This is a genomic window from Candidatus Omnitrophota bacterium (assembly GCA_028715415.1).
In the GTDB taxonomy this organism is placed as follows: Bacteria; Omnitrophota; Gorgyraeia; order Gygaellales; family Profunditerraquicolaceae; genus JAQURX01.
Map to the genome: position 1 here is coordinate 17,853 of JAQURX010000015.1, position 17,226 is coordinate 35,078.

The window sequence follows — 17,226 nt, forward strand, 5'->3', positions numbered from 1 at the left end:
AAATGTTATTTTCCGCTAAAGACAAACAAATTGATGAAATAATTACTGTTTTAAATAATATTGGTTCGGGTGAACCCGGGCGAAGAACGCATATTCTGTCATCCGGTAAGATAACCGAGCTTGCCGAGGCGATAAACAAGGCTGTTTCGGCGCTTGAAGAAAAAATTAATTTACTTGAAAAAGAAAAGCAGCAGGCTTTAACCATACTTAATAATATGGTTGAAGGGGTTGTTGTGGTTGATAATGATTCAAGGATCAAGTCATTGAACCCAAGCGCTAAGAGAATATTTAATGTCCCTTCGGCTGAGGTTGTTGGCCGGTTATTATTAGAGGCTTTTCGTAATAACGGCCTTTCAGAGATAGCAGCTGATGTTTTAAAGAACGGGAAAGTTGTCTTAAAAGAGTTAAATGTGGTTTGGCCTGAGCAGAGGGTGTTTCAGGTTAATGCATCTCCAATCTTTGAAAAAAACATTGCCAGTGGATGCCTTCTGGTTATTCACGATGTTACAGAAATGCGCAAATTAGAGACAATGCGCCGTGATTTTGTAGCCAACGTCTCCCATGAATTAAAAACACCGCTTACCTCTATTAAGGGTTTTGTGGAAACCCTTTTGGAAGGGGCAATAGATGATAAAGAAAACAATCTTAATTTCCTGAAGATTATTCAAAACCATGCACAAAGGTTGGATAATTTGGTAAATGATTTATTGGATTTGTCGTATGTTGAGTCAAAAGAAGCATCTATAAATAAAGAAAATATTAATCTAAAAGAAATTTCTGAAGAGATGTTGCTGAGTTTTAAATCCAAGGCAAAAAAGAAGAACATTGAGGTTAAAAATGAATTGCCTTCTGATGTATTGGTTGTCGGGGATAAAGGAAAAATAGGGCAGGTATTTACTAATCTTATTGATAATGCTGTTAAATTTAACAAAGAAAATGGGTTTGTGCGTATTTATTGCGAAGAGATGAAAGATAAACTAAAAGTGATTGTAGAAGATTCAGGTGTTGGAATCCCAAGAAAAGACCTGTTAAGGATTTTTGAACGGTTTTATAGGGTAGACAAGGCGCGTTCAAGAGAATTAGGCGGTACAGGGTTAGGTTTATCCATTGTTAAGCATATTATTGAGTTGCATGGAGGAGAGGCCGGGGTGGAGAGTGTTGAAGGCTCCGGTTCAAAATTCTGGTTTACTTTATTAAGAGGATAAATATGAATGAAATTTACTTAACAAAAAAAGGTTATCAGAAGTTAGCAGAGGAATTAGAGCATTTAAAGAAGGTAAAAAGAAAAGAGATCTCTAAGGCGATTGGCAAAGCAAGAGAGCATGGAGATATCTCGGAGAACGCGGATTATGATGCGGCAAAAGATGCCCAAGCTCATAACGAGAAACAAATTGCAGAATTGGAATCTAAAATAGCCGGAGCACGTATTATCGATGATGAAAACATTCCTAGCGATGAAGTCCTGATTGGCGCAACAGTTAAGCTTAAAGATATGGATACGGATGAAGAGCTTGAATATACCCTTGTTTCAGAGGTGGAGGCGGATTATTCTCAAAATAAGATCTCCGTTACTTCTCCGGTAGGCAGCGGGCTTTTAAATCATAAGGAAAACGAAGTTGTTGAAATCAAGATTCCAGCAGGAATATTAAAGTATAAAATATTAAAAATTTCAAGGTGAGGAGCGTATGAAAAAATTAATATTGATACTAGTTGTTTTGTTTTTGGCAGGGCTAGTTTCTTGGACAGTGCTTTTAAACAATGTTGAATATGTTAAATCAAAGAATATAGCTTCAAGCAATACAAAGAACCTTTCCAAAGTTTCAATCGGCATGAGTAAGGTTGATTTAATAAAGACTATGAATACTCCTTCAAGAATTGAAGTGTATTCGTTAGGTAACCATGTAATAGAGTTTTTGTTTTACAGGACCCGCCCTTTAAATGCTTTTCTAAAAGATAACGATATTAATTTTATACCTGTTGCAATTTCTAACGACACTGGAAACGTACTCAGCCTGCAAAGAGATTTCTACGAGCAAGTAATAGCCTCAAAGAAATAGCAGACCCTTCTCTTAATAGACTTAACCCACATTTTACATTTCGTTCATCCGGATTTAATCCCCTTATTTTATACTTTAGCCATGATAAAGAAAAATAGAAATAGGCTAAAGAAAATATCCAAATTTTTCGCTTCAATCTTAAATTATTTGAAGACGGTAATTGATGATGAATTGAGCGTATTGGATATTTACTATGGCCAATACGCCTAAAGTATGATTTTTAAGAAAAAGGAGAGATTGAAATGATAGAAAACGAAAGCAAAGTTTTGGTAGTGGAAGACGATAAAGACATTAGTGAGTTAATCTCATATAACTTGAAGAAAGAGGAATTTGTTGTTACTCAGGTTTTTGACGGGTTTAATGCGCTTAAAATGTTAAATCAGGAGTTTTTTAATATTGTGATTCTTGATCTTATGCTTCCGGGAATTGACGGTTTTGATATCTGTAAGAAAATTAAAGAAAACAAATCCGCCTTTAAAACTTTTATCATTGTTGTAAGCGCAAAGAACAGCAATCAGGATAAGCTATACGCTCATATCCTAGGAGCTAATTGTTATTTAACAAAGCCGTTTAATATGGGTGATCTGAAACAGATTACAAAAGAAGCGGAAAGTATGCAAAACAGGGAATTTATTGTAGAGAAAATAGCGAAAGGAGGAAGAAAAATGCATAATTAATTTGTTTTGAATAGGGGATTTTATGTAATAATATGATAAATGAATCTTAAAATAGGGAGAAAGAAAGTGAAAACACATATTTTTGAAATCTTAATTTCAGGATTACTGGCAGTTGGTTTTTTAAGTAACGCCTATGCTTTTGATGATGGGGATTTTCAAGTTTGGCATACTGAACAACAGGAATGGAAAATTAATAACAAATTTAAGGCGACCATGGAAGAAGAGCTTCGTTTAGGAGATGACGGAGGCAATCTTTATTACCAACATTATGATGTAGGGATAGTCTATGCTGCACAGAAATGGCTGGATTTAGGCTTAAACTACAGGCAGATATATGAAAAGAAAGGATCGGATTTTAAGGAAGAAAACGAGCCGCATATCAACGCTACTATAAAATGGGCTTTGGCAGGTTTTACGTTTGACGACCGCAACCGCCTTGAATACCGGCATTATGATTGGCAGGAGGATTCCTGGAGATACCGGAATAAATTTAACGTAAAACTTCCTTGGAAGTTTACAAAGTTTGAAATCCAGCCGTATTTTGCTGATGAAATATTCTTGAATTTAAACGGCATAGATTTGAACAAAAATAGATTTTATTCAGGGTTAGGTTTTACTTTAACTAAGAATTTAAAAGGTGAGATTTATTATATGCTCCAAAGCTCTAAAGCTTCCGGGACCGGGATATGGGCTGATGCGAATGTGTTAGGGACCAAGCTAAAAGTCTCATTCTAAGATTTAACATACATTTTACATTAATTTAATCTAAATATAATATAGTTATTGTACTATTAATTAAAGCAAATAGATAAGGAGCGAAAATGTTAAAAAAAGGATTATTAGTTTTGATTTCGGTGCTTATGTTTAGTTCTGCATTTGCCGCCAAAGAAAGTAATTCAATCCAAGTTAAAGGTTCTGATACTATGGTTAACCTCGGGCAGGCTTGGGCGGAAAAGTATATGGAAAAGAATGCCGCTAATTTTATAGCTGTAACCGGAGGAGGTTCAGGGACTGGTTTTTCCAGCCTTATCAGCGGGACATGTGATATCGCAATGAGTTCAAGGAATATAAAAGAAAAAGAAATAGCTTTGGCAAAGCAAAAGAATGTCGATCCCTTTGAAGTTAAAGTTGCTTTAGATGGATTGGCTGTTGTTGTTAATCCAAAGAATCCAATTTCTAAGCTCACCACCGGCCAGCTGGCAGGAATTTTTACAGGAAAGATCAACAATTGGAAAGAGTTTGGCGGAAAGGATGAAAGAATTGTTATTTTGTCCCGGGAAGTTAATTCCGGAACCCATGTTTATTTTAAAGAACACGTATTAAGAAAAGGGGATCCTAACGGCAAAGAAGAGTTTGCTCCTTCAGCATTGCTTTTATCCTCCTCCCAAGCCATTGCTGATGAAGTCGCGACAAATCCTTCTGCAATCGGCTATTATGGCATGGGTTATATTTCTGCAAAACAAAAAGCTATTTCAGTAGCCAAGGATGAAAAAAGCGAATATATTTTTCCGACAATAGAAAATGTTATAAATGGGAAGTATCCGATTTCAAGGCCACTTTTACTGTATACAAATGGTGAACCGAAAGGCATTGTGAAGGATTTTGTTGATTTTACGCTTTCCAAAGAAGGGCAGGATATTGTAGTAAAGACGGATTTTGTGCCGGTGAAATAGGAGCACATGCGAAAATTTAAAGAGTTTATTATAGAGAAGCTAATCCAAATTTGCGGGTTAGCTTCAATATTCTTTGTTGTGTTAATTTTTTTATTCCTGCTAAAAGAGGGTTTAGCGCTTTTTAAAATTGAAACCCCTTTAAAATTTATTTTTGGCAGGAGTTGGTATCCAATATCCGAGCCTCCCCAATTAGGGATTTTCCCTCTTATTTTAGGCTCACTCTTAGTTACTTTTGGAGCCGCGATTATCTCTATTCCTATTGGAGTTGCCTGTGCTCTTTATATCGCGGAAGTTGCGCCTTCCAAAATTAAGGATTTACTTAAAACAGGGATTGAATTATTGGCTGCCATCCCAAGTGTTGTTTTGGGTTTTATCGGTATGATAACGCTTGTCCCAATGGTAAAGAATATTTTTAAACTCCCCACCGGATTAACTGCTTTATCAGGTTCGATTATGCTTGCTTTTATGGCTATGCCGACTATTGTTTCAATTGCGGAAGACGCACTTTATTCGGTCCCCAAGAATTACAAAGAAGGTGCATTTGCGTTAGGGGCAACCCACTGGCAGACAATCTGGCGGGTAATGCTTCCGGCAGCGTCCTCTGGTATAGTAGCTGCAGTTATGCTTGGAATTGGAAGGGTAATCGGAGAGACTATGGCAGTTATGATGATTACTGGTAACTCTGCCGTGATTCCGACAAGCATTCTACAGCCTGTCCGGACATTAACTGCTACTATCGCTGCAGAGATGGGAGAGGCAGTAGTAGGAAGTGAGCATTTTTTTGCACTCTTTGCAATAGGTATAGTTTTATTTATCATAAGTTTTGCAATTAACGTAACGGCAGATTTATTTCTGCACAAGAAACAATAAAATATGCGTAATCCGCACAGGACACAAAATATCGCTTTTTTCTTTTTACTCCTTGCAACTCTTTTAATAGTTGTTCCGGTTGGATTAATTGTTGTAGTTATTTTTCAAAAAGGCCTTCCTGCGATAAATTGGCAATTTCTAACTGACATACCTCGTCAAGGGATGCGTTCAGGCGGGATATTCCCGGCAATCGTTGGCACAGTTTATCTTGTAATGGGCGCGATTATTTTTGCTCTTCCTATTGGTTTGCTTGCGGCAATATACCTAAGCGAATATTCAAAAGATAATTTCTTAACAAGGATAATCAGGCTTGCGATAGTTAACTTGGCAGGAGTTCCTTCTGTTGTGTACGGTCTTTTTGGCTTGGCTTTATTTGTGGTGTTTCTTAAGTTCGGCGCTTCAATCCTTTCCGGTTCTCTTACTTTAGGAATTATGATTCTTCCTATAATTATTACTACGTCGCGGGAGGCCTTGGAGAGTGTTCCACAATCGTTTAGAGAAGTTAGTTTATCTTTGGGCGCAAGTAAGTGGCAGACGATAAGGCATATTGTCCTTCCTAATGCAATCCCCGGGATACTAACCGGAACAATTTTAGGTTTAGGAAGGGCAGCAGGAGAGACAGCGCCTATTCTTTTTACTGTCGCGGCTTTTTACCTACCGCGGCTTCCCCAGTCCATTTTTGATCAGGCAATGGCTTTGCCGTATCACCTTTATGTTATTTCCACACAGGTGCCTAATGTTGACGAGAAGATTCGTTACGGGACAGCCCTGGTTTTGTTGGTGATGGTTTTATTTATGAATCTGGTTGCCATAATCATTAGGTCTAAATTCAGGAAGAGAAAGAAATGGTAATCCCCCACACCAACTCCAATGAAAGTATGTTTTATGTATATATTCTAAAAAGCAAGAAAGATGAAAATTTTTATATTGGCTCTACTAATGACTTGGACAGGAGATTAAATGAACACAATAGCGGGTTAGTATTCTCTACAAAGTCTAGAAAGCCTTTTGGCCTAGTCTACTACGAAGCTTATAAATCAGAGAAAGATGCAAGAAAAAGAGAGCATAATTTAAAATTAAGATCGCGAGCTTTTATTCAGTTAAGAAAGAGAATTAATGAAAGTATTGTGATTTAAGGAGTTGGTGTGGGGGTAATATTTAATATAAATAATCTTAATATCTGGTTTGGGCAAGCCCATATTTTGAAACAGGTAAACATGGAAGTTAACGCCCATGAAATATTAAGCATAATTGGCCCGTCAAATAGCGGGAAGACTACTTTTTTAAGGATGCTTAACCGCTTAAATGATTTGCAGCCAAGTTTTAGAATGACTGGTTTTGTTGAATTTGATAGGAAAGATATTAAAAAAATAGATGTGGAATTACTGCGCAGAAAAATTGGCATGGTTTTTGCCCTTCCTCTGCCTTTACCGCTGTCAATATTTGAAAATGTTGCCTATGGCGTAAGGATGATTGGGGAGAAGAATAAAAAAATAATTGAAAATAGAGTTGAAGAATCCCTAAAGAAGGCTTATCTCTGGGAAGAAGTAAAAGATAGGATGGATTCCTCAGCTTTTAAATTATCCGGTGGCCAGCAGCAGCGATTGTGTATCGCGCGCACCCTTGCAGTTGAGCCGCAGGTAATTTTATTTGATGAGCCGTGTTCCGGCCTTGATCCTATTTCAACCGCAAAAGTTGAAGAAGCAATGCTTAAATTAAAGAAAACTTATACAATAATTCTGGTTACAAATAATGTTAAGCAGGCAGCCCGCGTAGGAGATAAAACCGCGTTTTTCCTCAGCGGTGAGCTTGTTGAGCTTGATAAGACAGATAAAATCTTTACCGCACCTACCGATAAACGCACGGATGGGTATATTAGTGGGAAATATGGATAAAATAAAAGTTAATAAATTAGATTTGTGGTATGGCAATTTTCAGGCTTTAAAAGAAGTAAATACTTCTTTTGGAGAGAAAAAGATTACCGCGATTATCGGGCCATCTGGATGCGGGAAGTCAACATTGCTGCGTGTTTTTAACCGCATGAATGATTTGGTTGAAGGAGTGCGCACTGCAGGCGAAGTTCTGGTTGATGGCGAAAACATTCTTGATAATAAAGCTGATTTAGTGGTATTAAGAAAAAAAGTCGGAATGGTTTTTCAAAGGCCTAATCCGTTCCCGTTATCAATTTACGAAAATATTGTTTTCGGTGAAAGAGTCCATGTAAATATGACAAGCCGAAGTAAGCTTGATGAAATAGTAGAGGAGAGCTTAAAATCGGTTTTATTATGGGATGAATTAAAAGATAAATTAAAAAAATCTGCTTTAAGCCTTTCTCTGGAACAAAAACAAAGGCTTTGTATCGCAAGATTGATTGCGGTTAAGCCGGATGTGCTTCTAATGGATGAGCCATGCTCAACTTTAGACCCGCAGGCGACATCCAGGATTGAAGAATTAATGCGTGAGCTTAAGAATAATTATACTATAATAATAGTTACGCATAACATGCAGCAGGCAGCACGCGTTTCCGATGATACAGGTTTTATGCTTTTAGGCGAGTTAATAGAATTTGGCCAAACGCATCAAATATTTACTGCACCAATAGATAAAAGAACAGAAGATTATATAACTGGAAGATACGGTTAATCCGGAGGAATGAAATGCAAAGGCACATAGACGAAGAATTAAAAGAATTACACAAAGAAATTCTTAAAATGGGAGTTTTAACGCAGGAATCAATCTTTAAATCAATCGAAGCACTGAAAGACCGAAATAGGGCTCAAGCGCAAGAAGTAATAGATGCTGATAATAACATTGATGAGTTGGAGTTATCAATTGATGAGAGGTGCATTGATTTAATCGCGCGTTACCAGCCTATGGCAGGGGATTTGCGTTTTATTACAACGGGAATGAAGATAAACGCGGAATTGGAACGTATCGCGGATATTGCAGTTGACATTTCAGAGAGGGTATTGGAGTTAGTGGATAAACCATTATTAAAGCCTCTTATTGATATACCTAAATTATCTGCCATCGCTCAAAGAATGGTTAATGATGCCATTAATGCTTTTGTCAATAAGGATGTTGCGTTGGCAAGAAAAGTTGTTTTATCAGATTCCGAGGCGGATAAATTGCGCGATTTGGTACAGAGTGAGCTGGTGAATGATTACATGGCCCGCGATGCCTCAACCGCTGACCGTGCAGTATCTTTATTGCTTATCGCCCGGTACTTAGAGCGTATCTGCGACCATACGACAAATATAGCGGAAGATGTGATCTATATGGTAGAAGCAAAAGTTGTGAAGCACCATCCTGAAGAGTTGGAATAGATTTGCAAGAAAATAATTATTGACAGGGAAACTAAACAAATATAGAATAAGTCACATTCAATAAAGTTTGCTTAAGTATGAGACAAAGACGTCCATATGAAATTCTTAGAGGACGTCTATTTTTTTTCTTATGTGTGCCTAAAAATTAGGCACGCTTAGCCTAAAAGATATTCAAAAGCGCGTAAATAATAGCGGAGAATAATCGCATGAAAGTATTAAATAAGGAAGTTTTAACGGAAAATCAGGGGGTTCGTGTAGTAAAGCTCATAATACTGGCCCCGGATATCGCCCGCAAAGCCAAAGCAGGGCAATTTGTTGTTTTGATGGTCAAAGAAGAAGGGGAAAGGATCCCTCTAACTATTGTTAATACTGACATCGTTAAAGGCACAATTACAATTATCGCTCAAGAAGCAGGTTTTACTACAAAACTTTTAGCAAGAGCTGCTGAGGGCGAATCATTATATTCAATAGTCGGGCCATTAGGGCATCCAACTGAGATTAAGAAATATGGCAAGGTTATATTAGTAGGGGGCGGAGTTGGTATTGCCGAAATTTATCCTGTAGCCAAGGCAATGAAGCAAGCAGGGAATTTTGTTACAGCTATTATAGGATCTCGTTCAAAAGAACTATTGATTCTTGAGAGAGAGTTAAAAGAAGCGTGCGATGAATTGATTGTTATGACAGACGATGGCTCCTATGGCCGTAAAGGATTTGTAACCGAAGCACTCAAAGAATTACTGGAAAAATCAAAACAAGATTTGGTTTATGCTGTTGGCCCCATTCCTATGATGAAAGCAGTTTCCATGGTAACAAAGCCTTTTGGCGTACATACTTTAGTTTCCTTGAATGCACTTATGGTTGATGGGACCGGTATGTGCGGCTGCTGCAGGGTAAGCGTAGGAGGAAAAGTTAAGTTTAGCTGTGTTGATGGCCCTGAATTTGAGGCAAGTGAAGTTGATTGGCAGGAACTCCAGAAGCGTAATAGTGTTTATAACGAAAAAGAAAAACATATTTGCCAACTTAAAAAGTTATAACGGATAAATTATGAAAAAGCAACCGGTAAGCGTTAAGGAACAAGATAGCGCAATAAGAGCGAAGAGTTTTGAAGAAGTAGTCTTAGGTTTTTCAGAAGAGAATGCCCTTGAAGAGGCAAGCCGCTGTATTCAATGTAAAGAGCCGAAGTGTATTTCAGGCTGCCCTGTTGGTATTAATATCAAGGGATTTATAAAAAAGATAACTGAAAAAGATTATGATGGGGCATATTTTACTATTAGAGAGAAAAATAATTTTCCTTCTATCTGCGGAAGGGTCTGTCCTGCTGAATATCAGTGCCGCAGGGTGTGCGTATTTACAAAAAAAGGCGAACCCTTTGCTTCTAAGGAAGCGATAAATATCCATTTTCTTGAAAGATTCGTTGGAGACCATGGAGCAAAAAAATCTCTCCAGGTAAAAGCAGATAATGACGCTAAGTTATCAAAAATGAAAGTTGCTGTTGTAGGCTCCGGCCCGGCAGGTTTATGTTGTGCAGGAGAGCTTGCAAGGCGCGGCATAAAGGTAGTTATTTTTGAAGGCCTGCATAAAACAGGCGGAGTTTTGCGTTATGGCATCCCGCCTTTCAGGCTTCCAAGAAACATTCTTGATTCCGAAATCAATTCATTAAAAAAACTTGGTGTTGAGATAAATACTAATTATATAGTTGGAAAAGCAAAAACAATTGATGAGCTGTTTAAAGAAGGCTATTCTGCGATTTTCTTAGGCCTTGGTGCAGGTATCCCATCTTTTATGGGAATTCCGGGGGAGAATTTGTGTAATATTTATTCTGCTAATGAATTCTTAACCAGAGTCAATCTTATGTCAGCGGAGAAATTCCCAGAGTATCATACGCCGGTTACAATCGGTAAGCATATAGTTGTTATCGGAGGAGGAAATACGGCGATGGATGCTGCCCGTGTCGCTATAAGATTGCAAAATATGAATGGGATTAAGCCTGATACTACAATCGTGTATAGGCGGACTGAAGTGGAGATGCCGGCACGCAGGCTTGAAATTGAGCATGCAAAAGAAGAGGGTGTTAAATTTGATCTTTTGGTCAAACCGGAAGAATTTGTTGGAGATGAAAAAGGTTTTGTCAAAAAAATGCGCGCATCAAGATGCAAACTTGGAGAGCCGGATGCCAGCGGTAGGCGCAGGCCGGAAGTTATTCCAAATAGTTCTTTTGAAGTTGATTGCGATGAAGCGGTGGTGGCAATAGGATTAGGCGCAAACAAAATACTTACTAGTGTTACTCCGGAGTTAACTACGGATAAGTACGGCGATGTAACGGTTAATCCAGAGACCATGGCAACTTCTATTAAGGGAGTTTTTGCCGGAGGAGATATTGTTGGAGGGGAGGGAACAGTAATTGAGGCGATGGGGATGGCTAAGAGAGCGTCAGTCGCTATTGTTGATTATTTATTAAAATTGTAAAAAATAACTTACAGGAGGAACAAAGATGAAGAAAGTTAGCGGGATAATGGAAGAGGTGATTAGCAAAAATCCGGGACAGCCGGAGTTTCATCAGGCAGTAAGCGAAGTTGTAGAGTCAATCGGACCTTTTATTGATAAAAATCCAAAGTATAAAGAAGCAAAGATTCTTGAAAGAATGGTGGAGCCGGAGAGGCTTGTAATGTTTCGCGTTCCATGGCTTGATGATAAAGGCGAGATCCAGATTAATAGAGGTTATCGCATAGAGATGAATAGCGCTATTGGCCCATATAAAGGCGGTATTAGATTTCATCCGAGCGTGAATTTAAGTATTTTAAAGTTTCTTGCTTTTGAGCAGGTTTTTAAAAATAGTTTGACGACACTTCCAATGGGTGGTGGCAAGGGCGGATCAGATTTTGACCCAAAGGGAAAGTCTGATAATGAAGTAATGAAATTTTGCCAGAGTTTTATGAGTGAGCTTTTTAGGTATATTGGCCCTGATACAGATGTTCCTGCAGGGGATATTGGAGTTGGCGGGCGTGAAATCGGGTTTATGTTCGGCCAATATAAAAAGCTGAAGAATGAATTTACCGGAGTTTTGACCGGTAAAGGTTTAAGTTGGGGTGGAAGCCTTATAAGGCCAGAAGCAACAGGTTATGGCTGTGTTTATTTTGTAGAAGAGATGTTAAAGGCGCAAGGTAAATCGCTTAAAGGTAAAGTCTGCGCAGTTTCCGGAGCAGGTAATGTTGCCCAGTATACAGTTGAGAAATTGCTTGAGTTGGGTGCAAAAGTAGTTACCATGTCTGATTCCGACGGGTTTATTTATGATGAAGACGGGATTGACCATAAAGAATTAAAATGTGTGCTTGACTTGAAGAATGTCCGCCGCGGCCGCATCAAAGAATGCTCAAAAGAATTTAAGTGTAAATATTTTGAGAGCAAAAGGCCTTGGCAGGTTAAGTGCGATGTAGCTTTCCCATCAGCAACTCAGAATGAGATCTCAGGGGAAGATGCTAAAACACTTGTGAAGAACGGTTGTATTGCTATTGGTGAAGGCGCAAATATGCCTACAACTCCCGAGGGTATAGAAGTATTCCAGAATGCAAAGATTCTTTATGCTCCCGGTAAAGCAGCAAATGCAGGTGGGGTAGCAACTTCCGGGCTTGAAATGAGCCAGAACAGCATGAGGTTGTCATGGACGCGTGAAGAAGTTGACAGAAGGCTTCACGATATTATGATTAATATCCATGAAAATTGCGTTCGCTATGGAAAAGAAGATAAATATGTCAATTATGTAAAAGGTGCAAATATTGCAGGGTTTGTAAAAGTAGCTGATGCAATGCTTGCTCAAGGGTTAGTATAAGTTAAAACCAGTAAAAAGGCCCGTCTCTTATATAGAGATGGGCCTTTTTTATTGCATAAGTTTATATCCCAGCGGGGGTGACGCCGAGACGGGGCAACCCCACCGGCGCAGTGGGCGAGCACGGTGGGGTTGTCTCGGCGGCAGGACCCGCGCTGGGTAGAGAAACTTAATATCCGCTTGACCCCCTCTTTAATTATGATATTATATAAAAATAGAAGTTTTCAGCTTGTCTAACTGCAAATTTTGATTTTATGAGAGCAAAAAAAGCCAAAATACTTGTAATTGATGATCAGGAAGAAATTTGTGAATTGACCAAGGCCTTTTTGCTTAAAAAAGACCATATTGTATTTACAGCTACAACTCAAGAAGAAGCGTTAAAGAACCTGATAAAAGAGAAGCCGCATATTATTTTGTTAGATATGATTTTAGGTGAGATATCGGGCCTGGATGTTCTTGCTAAGATCAGAGAAATTGATAAGAAGGTCAAAGTTATAATAGTCACCGGTTTATATGATGATGACGCTATCAGCAAGGCTAAGGCAATGGGCATTGACGATTATATTGTTAAACCATTTACCGCTGATTTCTTAAACAATTTAATTCTGCAAAAACTTTTTGGAGCCAGCCCGAAACCGGAAATAAAATAATAAATACATTAGCGGAGGAAAATTTAAAATGGATGAAATCCTGGAAATTTTGCAAAAAGACGGTAAGGCAAGCGCAGAAGATATTGCGAAAATGCTAAAGAAGAAGCCCGGAGCTGTAAAAGAATCAATTAAAAAATATGAAAGGCAAGGCGTTATATTAAAATATAAAGCAGTGATTAATAAGGATTTGGTGAAAAATTCAGGCACTGAAGTAAGGGCGCTTATCGAAGTTAATATTCTTCCGCAAAAAGATTTAGGTTTTGAAAAAATTGCTGAGCGGATTTATTCTTTCCCGGAGGTTACCAGCTGTTATCTTGTTTCCGGGACGTATGATTTGCTTTTGGTTGTGGAGGGAAAAGATTTGCATGCGGTAGCAAGGTTTGTCGCCGAGAAATTGTCGCCTTTAGAGAATATTAGAGGGACGGCAACACATTTCTTGCTTAAGAAATATAAAGAAGACGGGGTAGTCTTAAAACATAAAGAAGAAAATAAGAGGATAGCAATATCATATTAATATAAGATGAAAAACATCGTTTCTAAAAAAGTTCAGGTAATGCAGCCATCGGGAATCCGTGCTTTTTTTGATTTAGTGCTCGGTATGAAAGATGTTGTTTCTCTTGGGGTAGGTGAGCCGGATTTTGTTACCCCCTGGCAGATCCGGGAGGCAGGGATCTATTCTTTAGAGCAGGGCTTTACTTCCTATACTTCAAACAAGGGTTTGTATAAATTAAGGTTAACGCTTAGCCGGAATCTTAAACAGAAGCATAATCTGGATTATTCTGCTGATAATGACATCCTTATTACTGTAGGGGTAAGCGAAGGCTTGGATTTGGCACTTAGGGCAATTATAAATCCGGGAGATAAGGTAATAGTGCTTTGCCCAAGCTATGTTTCTTATGGCCCGGTTGCAGAATTAGCAGGAGGAGTTGCAGAATATATTGATACAACGCCTCACGGCTTTAAGCTTACGCCAAAAATACTGGAAAAGCATATTGATAGTAAAACTAAGGCGATTATCTTTAATTATCCGGCTAATCCTACAGGGGTTTCTTATAACAAAAAAGAGTTAAGCGAAATCAATAAGGTTTTAGTAAAGCACAAAGTCCTTTGTATTTCCGACGAGTGTTATGATGAACTAACCTATGATTTTGCACATACTCCTTTTGCGACTTTAAAAGGCGCAAAAGAAAATACAATCTATCTTAACGGTTTCTCAAAAAGTTATGCGATGACCGGATGGCGTATCGGCTGGGCATGCGGGCCGTCTGAAATTATCGCTGCAATGACTAAAATTCATCAATATACGATTATGTGCGTCCCAATTACAAGCCAGATGGCTGCTTGTGAGGCGCTTGAGATTGGAAAGGGTGCAGTTGAAGAAATGAAACTGGAATATAAAAGAAGAAGAGAGTTTATCATCAAGGAGTTAAACCGTATTGGCCTTAAATGCCGCCTGCCACAAGGGGCTTTCTATGCCTTTGCTTCTATAAAAAATACAGGGTTAAGCTCAATTGATTTCTGTCAGAAATTATTGAAAGAACAGAAAGTTGCAGTTGTCCCGGGGACGGCTTTTGGCAGTTGTGGAGAAGGATACGTAAGAATTTCTTATGCTTCCAGCCTTGAAAGTATAAAAGAAGCCTTAAGTAGAATAAGCTTATTTCTTAAAAATAGGTAGACGGCTTTTAGGTGAACCCTCAAAGTACCAAGCAGACAATCATTTGAATAATAAAATGGCTAAGAAGAAAGATAGTTACGATATTTATATTAAGCAGATTAATGCATTATCAAAAGTAGCAAGCTTGATTACTTCAGGCTTGTATGTTGAAGAGCTTTTGCGTTTGATCGTTCAGGTTACTGCTGAGATAATGGATTCTAAAATCTCCTCGCTTATGCTGCTTGATCCACAGAAGAAAGAATTAGTGATTAAGGCGACTCAGTCTATTTCGGAAGCATATAACAAAAAACCAAATATCAAGTTGGGGGAAGGTATTGCTGGGATAGTTGCCAAGCAGAATAAAGCAGAGACAATTTTGGATGTTAAAGAAGATGAACGTTATCTAAACCGCGATATTGCGAAAAAGGAAGGTTTGTGTTCTTTGGCAAGCGTGCCCTTGGCAGTCAAATCAAGAGTTATCGGTGTGCTTAATTGCTATACTTCAAAAAAACATAAGTTTACGAAACATGAGTTGGATTTGCTTACTGCTTTGGCAAGCCAGGCGGCAGTTGCTATAGAAAACGCTGAATTGCATTTAAGGGCTGTAAGCGCTGAAGAGGCGTTAACCACCCGTAAGCTCATTGAAAGGGCAAAAGATATACTTGCGCAGGAAGCCAATATTTCATTTTCCGAGGCCTTTCGTTTAATCCAGAAACAAAGCATGGATTCGCGTAAATCCATGCGTGAGATTGCCGAGGCGATAATTCTGGCAAAGGATGTAAGAGAGCAAAAGAAGTAGCAGTTTGGAGAGTTTTAATGAATACGAATTTAAGGATCGGCCTTGCCCAGATTAATAGCACAGTCGGGGATCTTTTTGGCAATTGTGAAAAGATTAAAGAATATTTATCTAGAGCTGTCAAGCTGGGAGTTGATATTGTTTCTTTCCCCGAATTAGCAGTCACAGGATACCCTCCGGAAGACCTATTACACAAGCAAAAGTTTGTAAGAGATAATTTAGCGGCTTTAAAAGAGATAGCCGTTGGAACAAAAGGATTGACTGCGATTGTTGGTTTCGTGGATAAAGGCAAAAACGGCCTTTATAATGCTGCAGCAATAATTTCTGAAGGAAAAATCAAAGGTGTATATCATAAAATGCTTCTGCCTAATTATGGGGTATTTGATGAGAGGCGTTATTTTCAGGCGGGAGATAAGCCTTTGGTGTTTAGGATTGGAAAAGTAGTTTTTGGAGTTAACATCTGCGAGGATGTCTGGCATATGTGCGGCCCTACAGTTTCCCAGGCAAAAGCGGGAGCCGGGATTATTTTTAATATTAATGCTTCGCCGTTTTCTGCAGGAAAAGTAAAAGAAAGAGAAGAGATTGTAAAGAAACAGGCGCGTTTGAATAAAGTTTTTTTAGCCTATAATAATTTAGTAGGCGCACAGGATGAATTGGTTTTTGACGGGCAAAGCATGGTAGTAGGTAGCCAGGGCAAGGTGATTGCAAGGGCAGAGGCTTTTAAAGAGGATTTATTGGTCTTGGATTTGAATGTCCCTGAAACAAAACTTAATAATGCAAAAAAAGCTGTTGTTGTGCAGTCAGCACTGCCACTTAAAGATAAAAAGAGTATTGAAAACAAGATTGTCAAAACATTAGATTATGTCCCGGAAGTTTATAAGGCTTTAGTTTTAGGTTTAAGCGATTATGTTTGTAAAAATGGTTTTAAAAAAGTAGTCATTGGTTTAAGCGGCGGTATTGATTCTGGGATTGTTGCGGCTTTGGCAAAAGAAGCCTTGGGAAAAGATAATGTGGTAGGCGTGTTTATGCCTTCACGTTATTCTTCCGGGGATTCCAGGCAAGACGCAGTCCAATTAGCGGATAATTTGGGGATTAAATTCTTAGATATCCCTATAGAAGATGTATATAAAACATACCTATTAATTTTAGAGCCGCATTTTGCAGGGAGAAATCCTAATATTGCAGAGGAGAATCTCCAGGCGCGCATAAGAGGGAATATCTTAATGGCGCTTTCTAATAAATTCGGCTGGCTTGTATTAACTACTGGAAATAAGTCAGAGATGTCTACCGGTTACGCCACTCTTTACGGAGATATGGCAGGTGGTTTTGCCGTGATTAAAGATGTGCCGAAGACGTTGGTTTATAAATTAGCCGCATATATTAATACAAACTCCAACGTTATCCCGCAGCGCATGATTACTAAAGAGCCTACGGCAGAGCTTAAACCAAACCAGAAGGATAGCGATACTCTTCCTAAATACGAGGAATTGGATCCAATTTTAAAGGCTTATGTGGAAGAAGATAAGGAGCTGGAAAAGATTGTCAATTTAGGTTTTGATAGAGAAGTTGTTTCTAAAGTTCTGCTTATGGTAGACAATAGTGAGTATAAGCGCAGGCAATCTCCCCCGGGGATTAAAATCACCCCTAAGGCGTTTGGCAGGGACAGGAGAATGCCGATTACTAATAGGTATAGAGGTTAA

General features: G+C 38.6%; 21 protein-coding genes. All 21 read left to right on the forward strand.

Annotated features, from left to right (window positions below):
* Positions 1-2 precede the first annotated feature (2 nt).
* The 21 genes from PHO70_07110 (at position 3) to PHO70_07210 (ending at position 17,226) form a co-directional block, all read left to right on the forward strand.
* Entirely contained in the window at positions 3-1,205 is a 1,203-nt protein-coding gene (locus PHO70_07110) for an ATP-binding protein (GenBank protein ID MDD5432733.1), read from the forward strand.
* Between the two features lie 2 nt (positions 1,206-1,207).
* A complete protein-coding gene (greA, locus tag PHO70_07115) occupies positions 1,208-1,678 on the forward strand; it encodes a transcription elongation factor GreA (protein MDD5432734.1) in 471 nt (156 codons plus the stop codon).
* Positions 1,679-1,685: 7 nt separating this feature from the next.
* A complete protein-coding gene (locus PHO70_07120) occupies positions 1,686-2,057 on the forward strand; it encodes a hypothetical protein (GenBank protein ID MDD5432735.1) in 372 nt (123 codons plus the stop codon).
* 81 nt (positions 2,058-2,138) lie between these two features.
* Positions 2,139-2,267, forward strand: coding sequence for a hypothetical protein (locus PHO70_07125; GenBank protein MDD5432736.1), 129 nt, complete (start codon positions 2,139-2,141; stop codon positions 2,265-2,267).
* Between the two features lie 32 nt (positions 2,268-2,299).
* A complete protein-coding gene (locus tag PHO70_07130) occupies positions 2,300-2,734 on the forward strand; it encodes a response regulator (GenBank protein MDD5432737.1) in 435 nt (144 codons plus the stop codon).
* Between the two features lie 66 nt (positions 2,735-2,800).
* Positions 2,801-3,469 (forward strand): DUF2490 domain-containing protein, encoded by a 669-nt coding sequence (locus tag PHO70_07135; protein MDD5432738.1) that lies wholly within the window; start codon positions 2,801-2,803, stop codon positions 3,467-3,469.
* Positions 3,470-3,555: 86 nt separating this feature from the next.
* On the forward strand, positions 3,556-4,407 hold the full coding sequence (locus PHO70_07140; protein MDD5432739.1) for a phosphate ABC transporter substrate-binding protein: 852 nt from the start codon (positions 3,556-3,558) through the stop codon (positions 4,405-4,407).
* A 6-nt stretch (positions 4,408-4,413) separates the two neighbouring features.
* Entirely contained in the window at positions 4,414-5,277 is an 864-nt protein-coding gene (gene pstC / locus PHO70_07145; protein MDD5432740.1) for a phosphate ABC transporter permease subunit PstC, read from the forward strand.
* A 3-nt stretch (positions 5,278-5,280) separates the two neighbouring features.
* Positions 5,281-6,129 (forward strand): phosphate ABC transporter permease PstA, encoded by an 849-nt coding sequence (pstA, locus tag PHO70_07150; GenBank protein MDD5432741.1) that lies wholly within the window; start codon positions 5,281-5,283, stop codon positions 6,127-6,129.
* A gap of 26 nt (positions 6,130-6,155) precedes the next feature.
* Positions 6,156-6,413: a GIY-YIG nuclease family protein gene (locus PHO70_07155; GenBank protein MDD5432742.1), complete on the forward strand. Its 258-nt coding sequence runs from the start codon at positions 6,156-6,158 to the stop codon at positions 6,411-6,413.
* A 9-nt stretch (positions 6,414-6,422) separates the two neighbouring features.
* Positions 6,423-7,172 (forward strand): phosphate ABC transporter ATP-binding protein, encoded by a 750-nt coding sequence (locus PHO70_07160; protein MDD5432743.1) that lies wholly within the window; start codon positions 6,423-6,425, stop codon positions 7,170-7,172.
* The gene (gene pstB, locus PHO70_07165; protein ID MDD5432744.1) at positions 7,165-7,920 is read left to right on the forward strand and encodes a phosphate ABC transporter ATP-binding protein PstB; all 756 of its coding nucleotides are present in this window, start codon (positions 7,165-7,167) and stop codon (positions 7,918-7,920) included. The genes PHO70_07160 and pstB overlap by 8 nt, the downstream gene beginning before the upstream one ends.
* 14 nt (positions 7,921-7,934) lie before the next feature.
* Positions 7,935-8,603, forward strand: a complete 669-nt coding sequence (phoU, locus tag PHO70_07170; protein ID MDD5432745.1) for a phosphate signaling complex protein PhoU — start codon at positions 7,935-7,937, stop codon at positions 8,601-8,603.
* Positions 8,604-8,809: 206 nt separating this feature from the next.
* Entirely contained in the window at positions 8,810-9,637 is an 828-nt protein-coding gene (locus PHO70_07175; protein MDD5432746.1) for a sulfide/dihydroorotate dehydrogenase-like FAD/NAD-binding protein, read from the forward strand.
* 10 nt (positions 9,638-9,647) lie between these two features.
* Positions 9,648-11,069 (forward strand): NADPH-dependent glutamate synthase, encoded by a 1,422-nt coding sequence (gene gltA / locus PHO70_07180; protein ID MDD5432747.1) that lies wholly within the window; start codon positions 9,648-9,650, stop codon positions 11,067-11,069.
* A 25-nt stretch (positions 11,070-11,094) separates the two neighbouring features.
* On the forward strand, positions 11,095-12,429 hold the full coding sequence (gene gdhA, locus PHO70_07185) for an NADP-specific glutamate dehydrogenase (GenBank protein MDD5432748.1): 1,335 nt from the start codon (positions 11,095-11,097) through the stop codon (positions 12,427-12,429).
* 251 nt (positions 12,430-12,680) lie between these two features.
* Positions 12,681-13,076, forward strand: a complete 396-nt coding sequence (locus PHO70_07190; GenBank protein ID MDD5432749.1) for a response regulator — start codon at positions 12,681-12,683, stop codon at positions 13,074-13,076.
* Between the two features lie 28 nt (positions 13,077-13,104).
* A complete protein-coding gene (locus tag PHO70_07195; GenBank protein MDD5432750.1) occupies positions 13,105-13,590 on the forward strand; it encodes an Lrp/AsnC family transcriptional regulator in 486 nt (161 codons plus the stop codon).
* 6 nt (positions 13,591-13,596) lie between these two features.
* Positions 13,597-14,751 carry an aminotransferase class I/II-fold pyridoxal phosphate-dependent enzyme gene (locus PHO70_07200; GenBank protein MDD5432751.1) on the forward strand — a complete coding sequence of 385 codons (1,155 nt, stop codon included), beginning with the start codon at positions 13,597-13,599 and terminating at the stop codon, positions 14,749-14,751.
* 55 nt (positions 14,752-14,806) lie between these two features.
* Positions 14,807-15,529, forward strand: coding sequence for a GAF and ANTAR domain-containing protein (locus tag PHO70_07205; GenBank protein MDD5432752.1), 723 nt, complete (start codon positions 14,807-14,809; stop codon positions 15,527-15,529).
* Positions 15,530-15,546: 17 nt separating this feature from the next.
* Entirely contained in the window at positions 15,547-17,226 is a 1,680-nt protein-coding gene (locus tag PHO70_07210) for an NAD+ synthase (protein ID MDD5432753.1), read from the forward strand.

Excerpts from the sequence above, each read along its gene's own strand:
- pstB (MDD5432744.1), top strand. The coding sequence starts at position 7,165 with ATGGATAAAATAAAAGTTAATAAATTAGATTTGTGGTATGGCAATTTT.
- PHO70_07110 (MDD5432733.1), top strand. The coding sequence starts at position 3 with ATGTTATTTTCCGCTAAAGACAAACAAATTGATGAAATAATTACTGTT.
- gltA (MDD5432747.1), top strand. The coding sequence starts at position 9,648 with ATGAAAAAGCAACCGGTAAGCGTTAAGGAACAAGATAGCGCAATAAGA.
- PHO70_07195 (MDD5432750.1), top strand. The coding sequence starts at position 13,105 with ATGGATGAAATCCTGGAAATTTTGCAAAAAGACGGTAAGGCAAGCGCA.
- greA (MDD5432734.1), top strand. The coding sequence starts at position 1,208 with ATGAATGAAATTTACTTAACAAAAAAAGGTTATCAGAAGTTAGCAGAG.
- PHO70_07140 (MDD5432739.1), top strand. The coding sequence starts at position 3,556 with ATGTTAAAAAAAGGATTATTAGTTTTGATTTCGGTGCTTATGTTTAGT.
- PHO70_07210 (MDD5432753.1), top strand. The coding sequence starts at position 15,547 with ATGAATACGAATTTAAGGATCGGCCTTGCCCAGATTAATAGCACAGTC.
- PHO70_07155 (MDD5432742.1), top strand. The coding sequence starts at position 6,156 with ATGTTTTATGTATATATTCTAAAAAGCAAGAAAGATGAAAATTTTTAT.
- PHO70_07175 (MDD5432746.1), top strand. The coding sequence starts at position 8,810 with ATGAAAGTATTAAATAAGGAAGTTTTAACGGAAAATCAGGGGGTTCGT.
- PHO70_07200 (MDD5432751.1), top strand. The coding sequence starts at position 13,597 with ATGAAAAACATCGTTTCTAAAAAAGTTCAGGTAATGCAGCCATCGGGA.
- PHO70_07130 (MDD5432737.1), top strand. The coding sequence starts at position 2,300 with ATGATAGAAAACGAAAGCAAAGTTTTGGTAGTGGAAGACGATAAAGAC.
- phoU (MDD5432745.1), top strand. The coding sequence starts at position 7,935 with ATGCAAAGGCACATAGACGAAGAATTAAAAGAATTACACAAAGAAATT.
- PHO70_07120 (MDD5432735.1), top strand. The coding sequence starts at position 1,686 with ATGAAAAAATTAATATTGATACTAGTTGTTTTGTTTTTGGCAGGGCTA.
- pstA (MDD5432741.1), top strand. The coding sequence starts at position 5,281 with ATGCGTAATCCGCACAGGACACAAAATATCGCTTTTTTCTTTTTACTC.
- PHO70_07205 (MDD5432752.1), top strand. The coding sequence starts at position 14,807 with ATGGCTAAGAAGAAAGATAGTTACGATATTTATATTAAGCAGATTAAT.
- PHO70_07125 (MDD5432736.1), top strand. The coding sequence starts at position 2,139 with ATGATAAAGAAAAATAGAAATAGGCTAAAGAAAATATCCAAATTTTTC.
- pstC (MDD5432740.1), top strand. The coding sequence starts at position 4,414 with ATGCGAAAATTTAAAGAGTTTATTATAGAGAAGCTAATCCAAATTTGC.
- PHO70_07190 (MDD5432749.1), top strand. The coding sequence starts at position 12,681 with ATGAGAGCAAAAAAAGCCAAAATACTTGTAATTGATGATCAGGAAGAA.
- gdhA (MDD5432748.1), top strand. The coding sequence starts at position 11,095 with ATGAAGAAAGTTAGCGGGATAATGGAAGAGGTGATTAGCAAAAATCCG.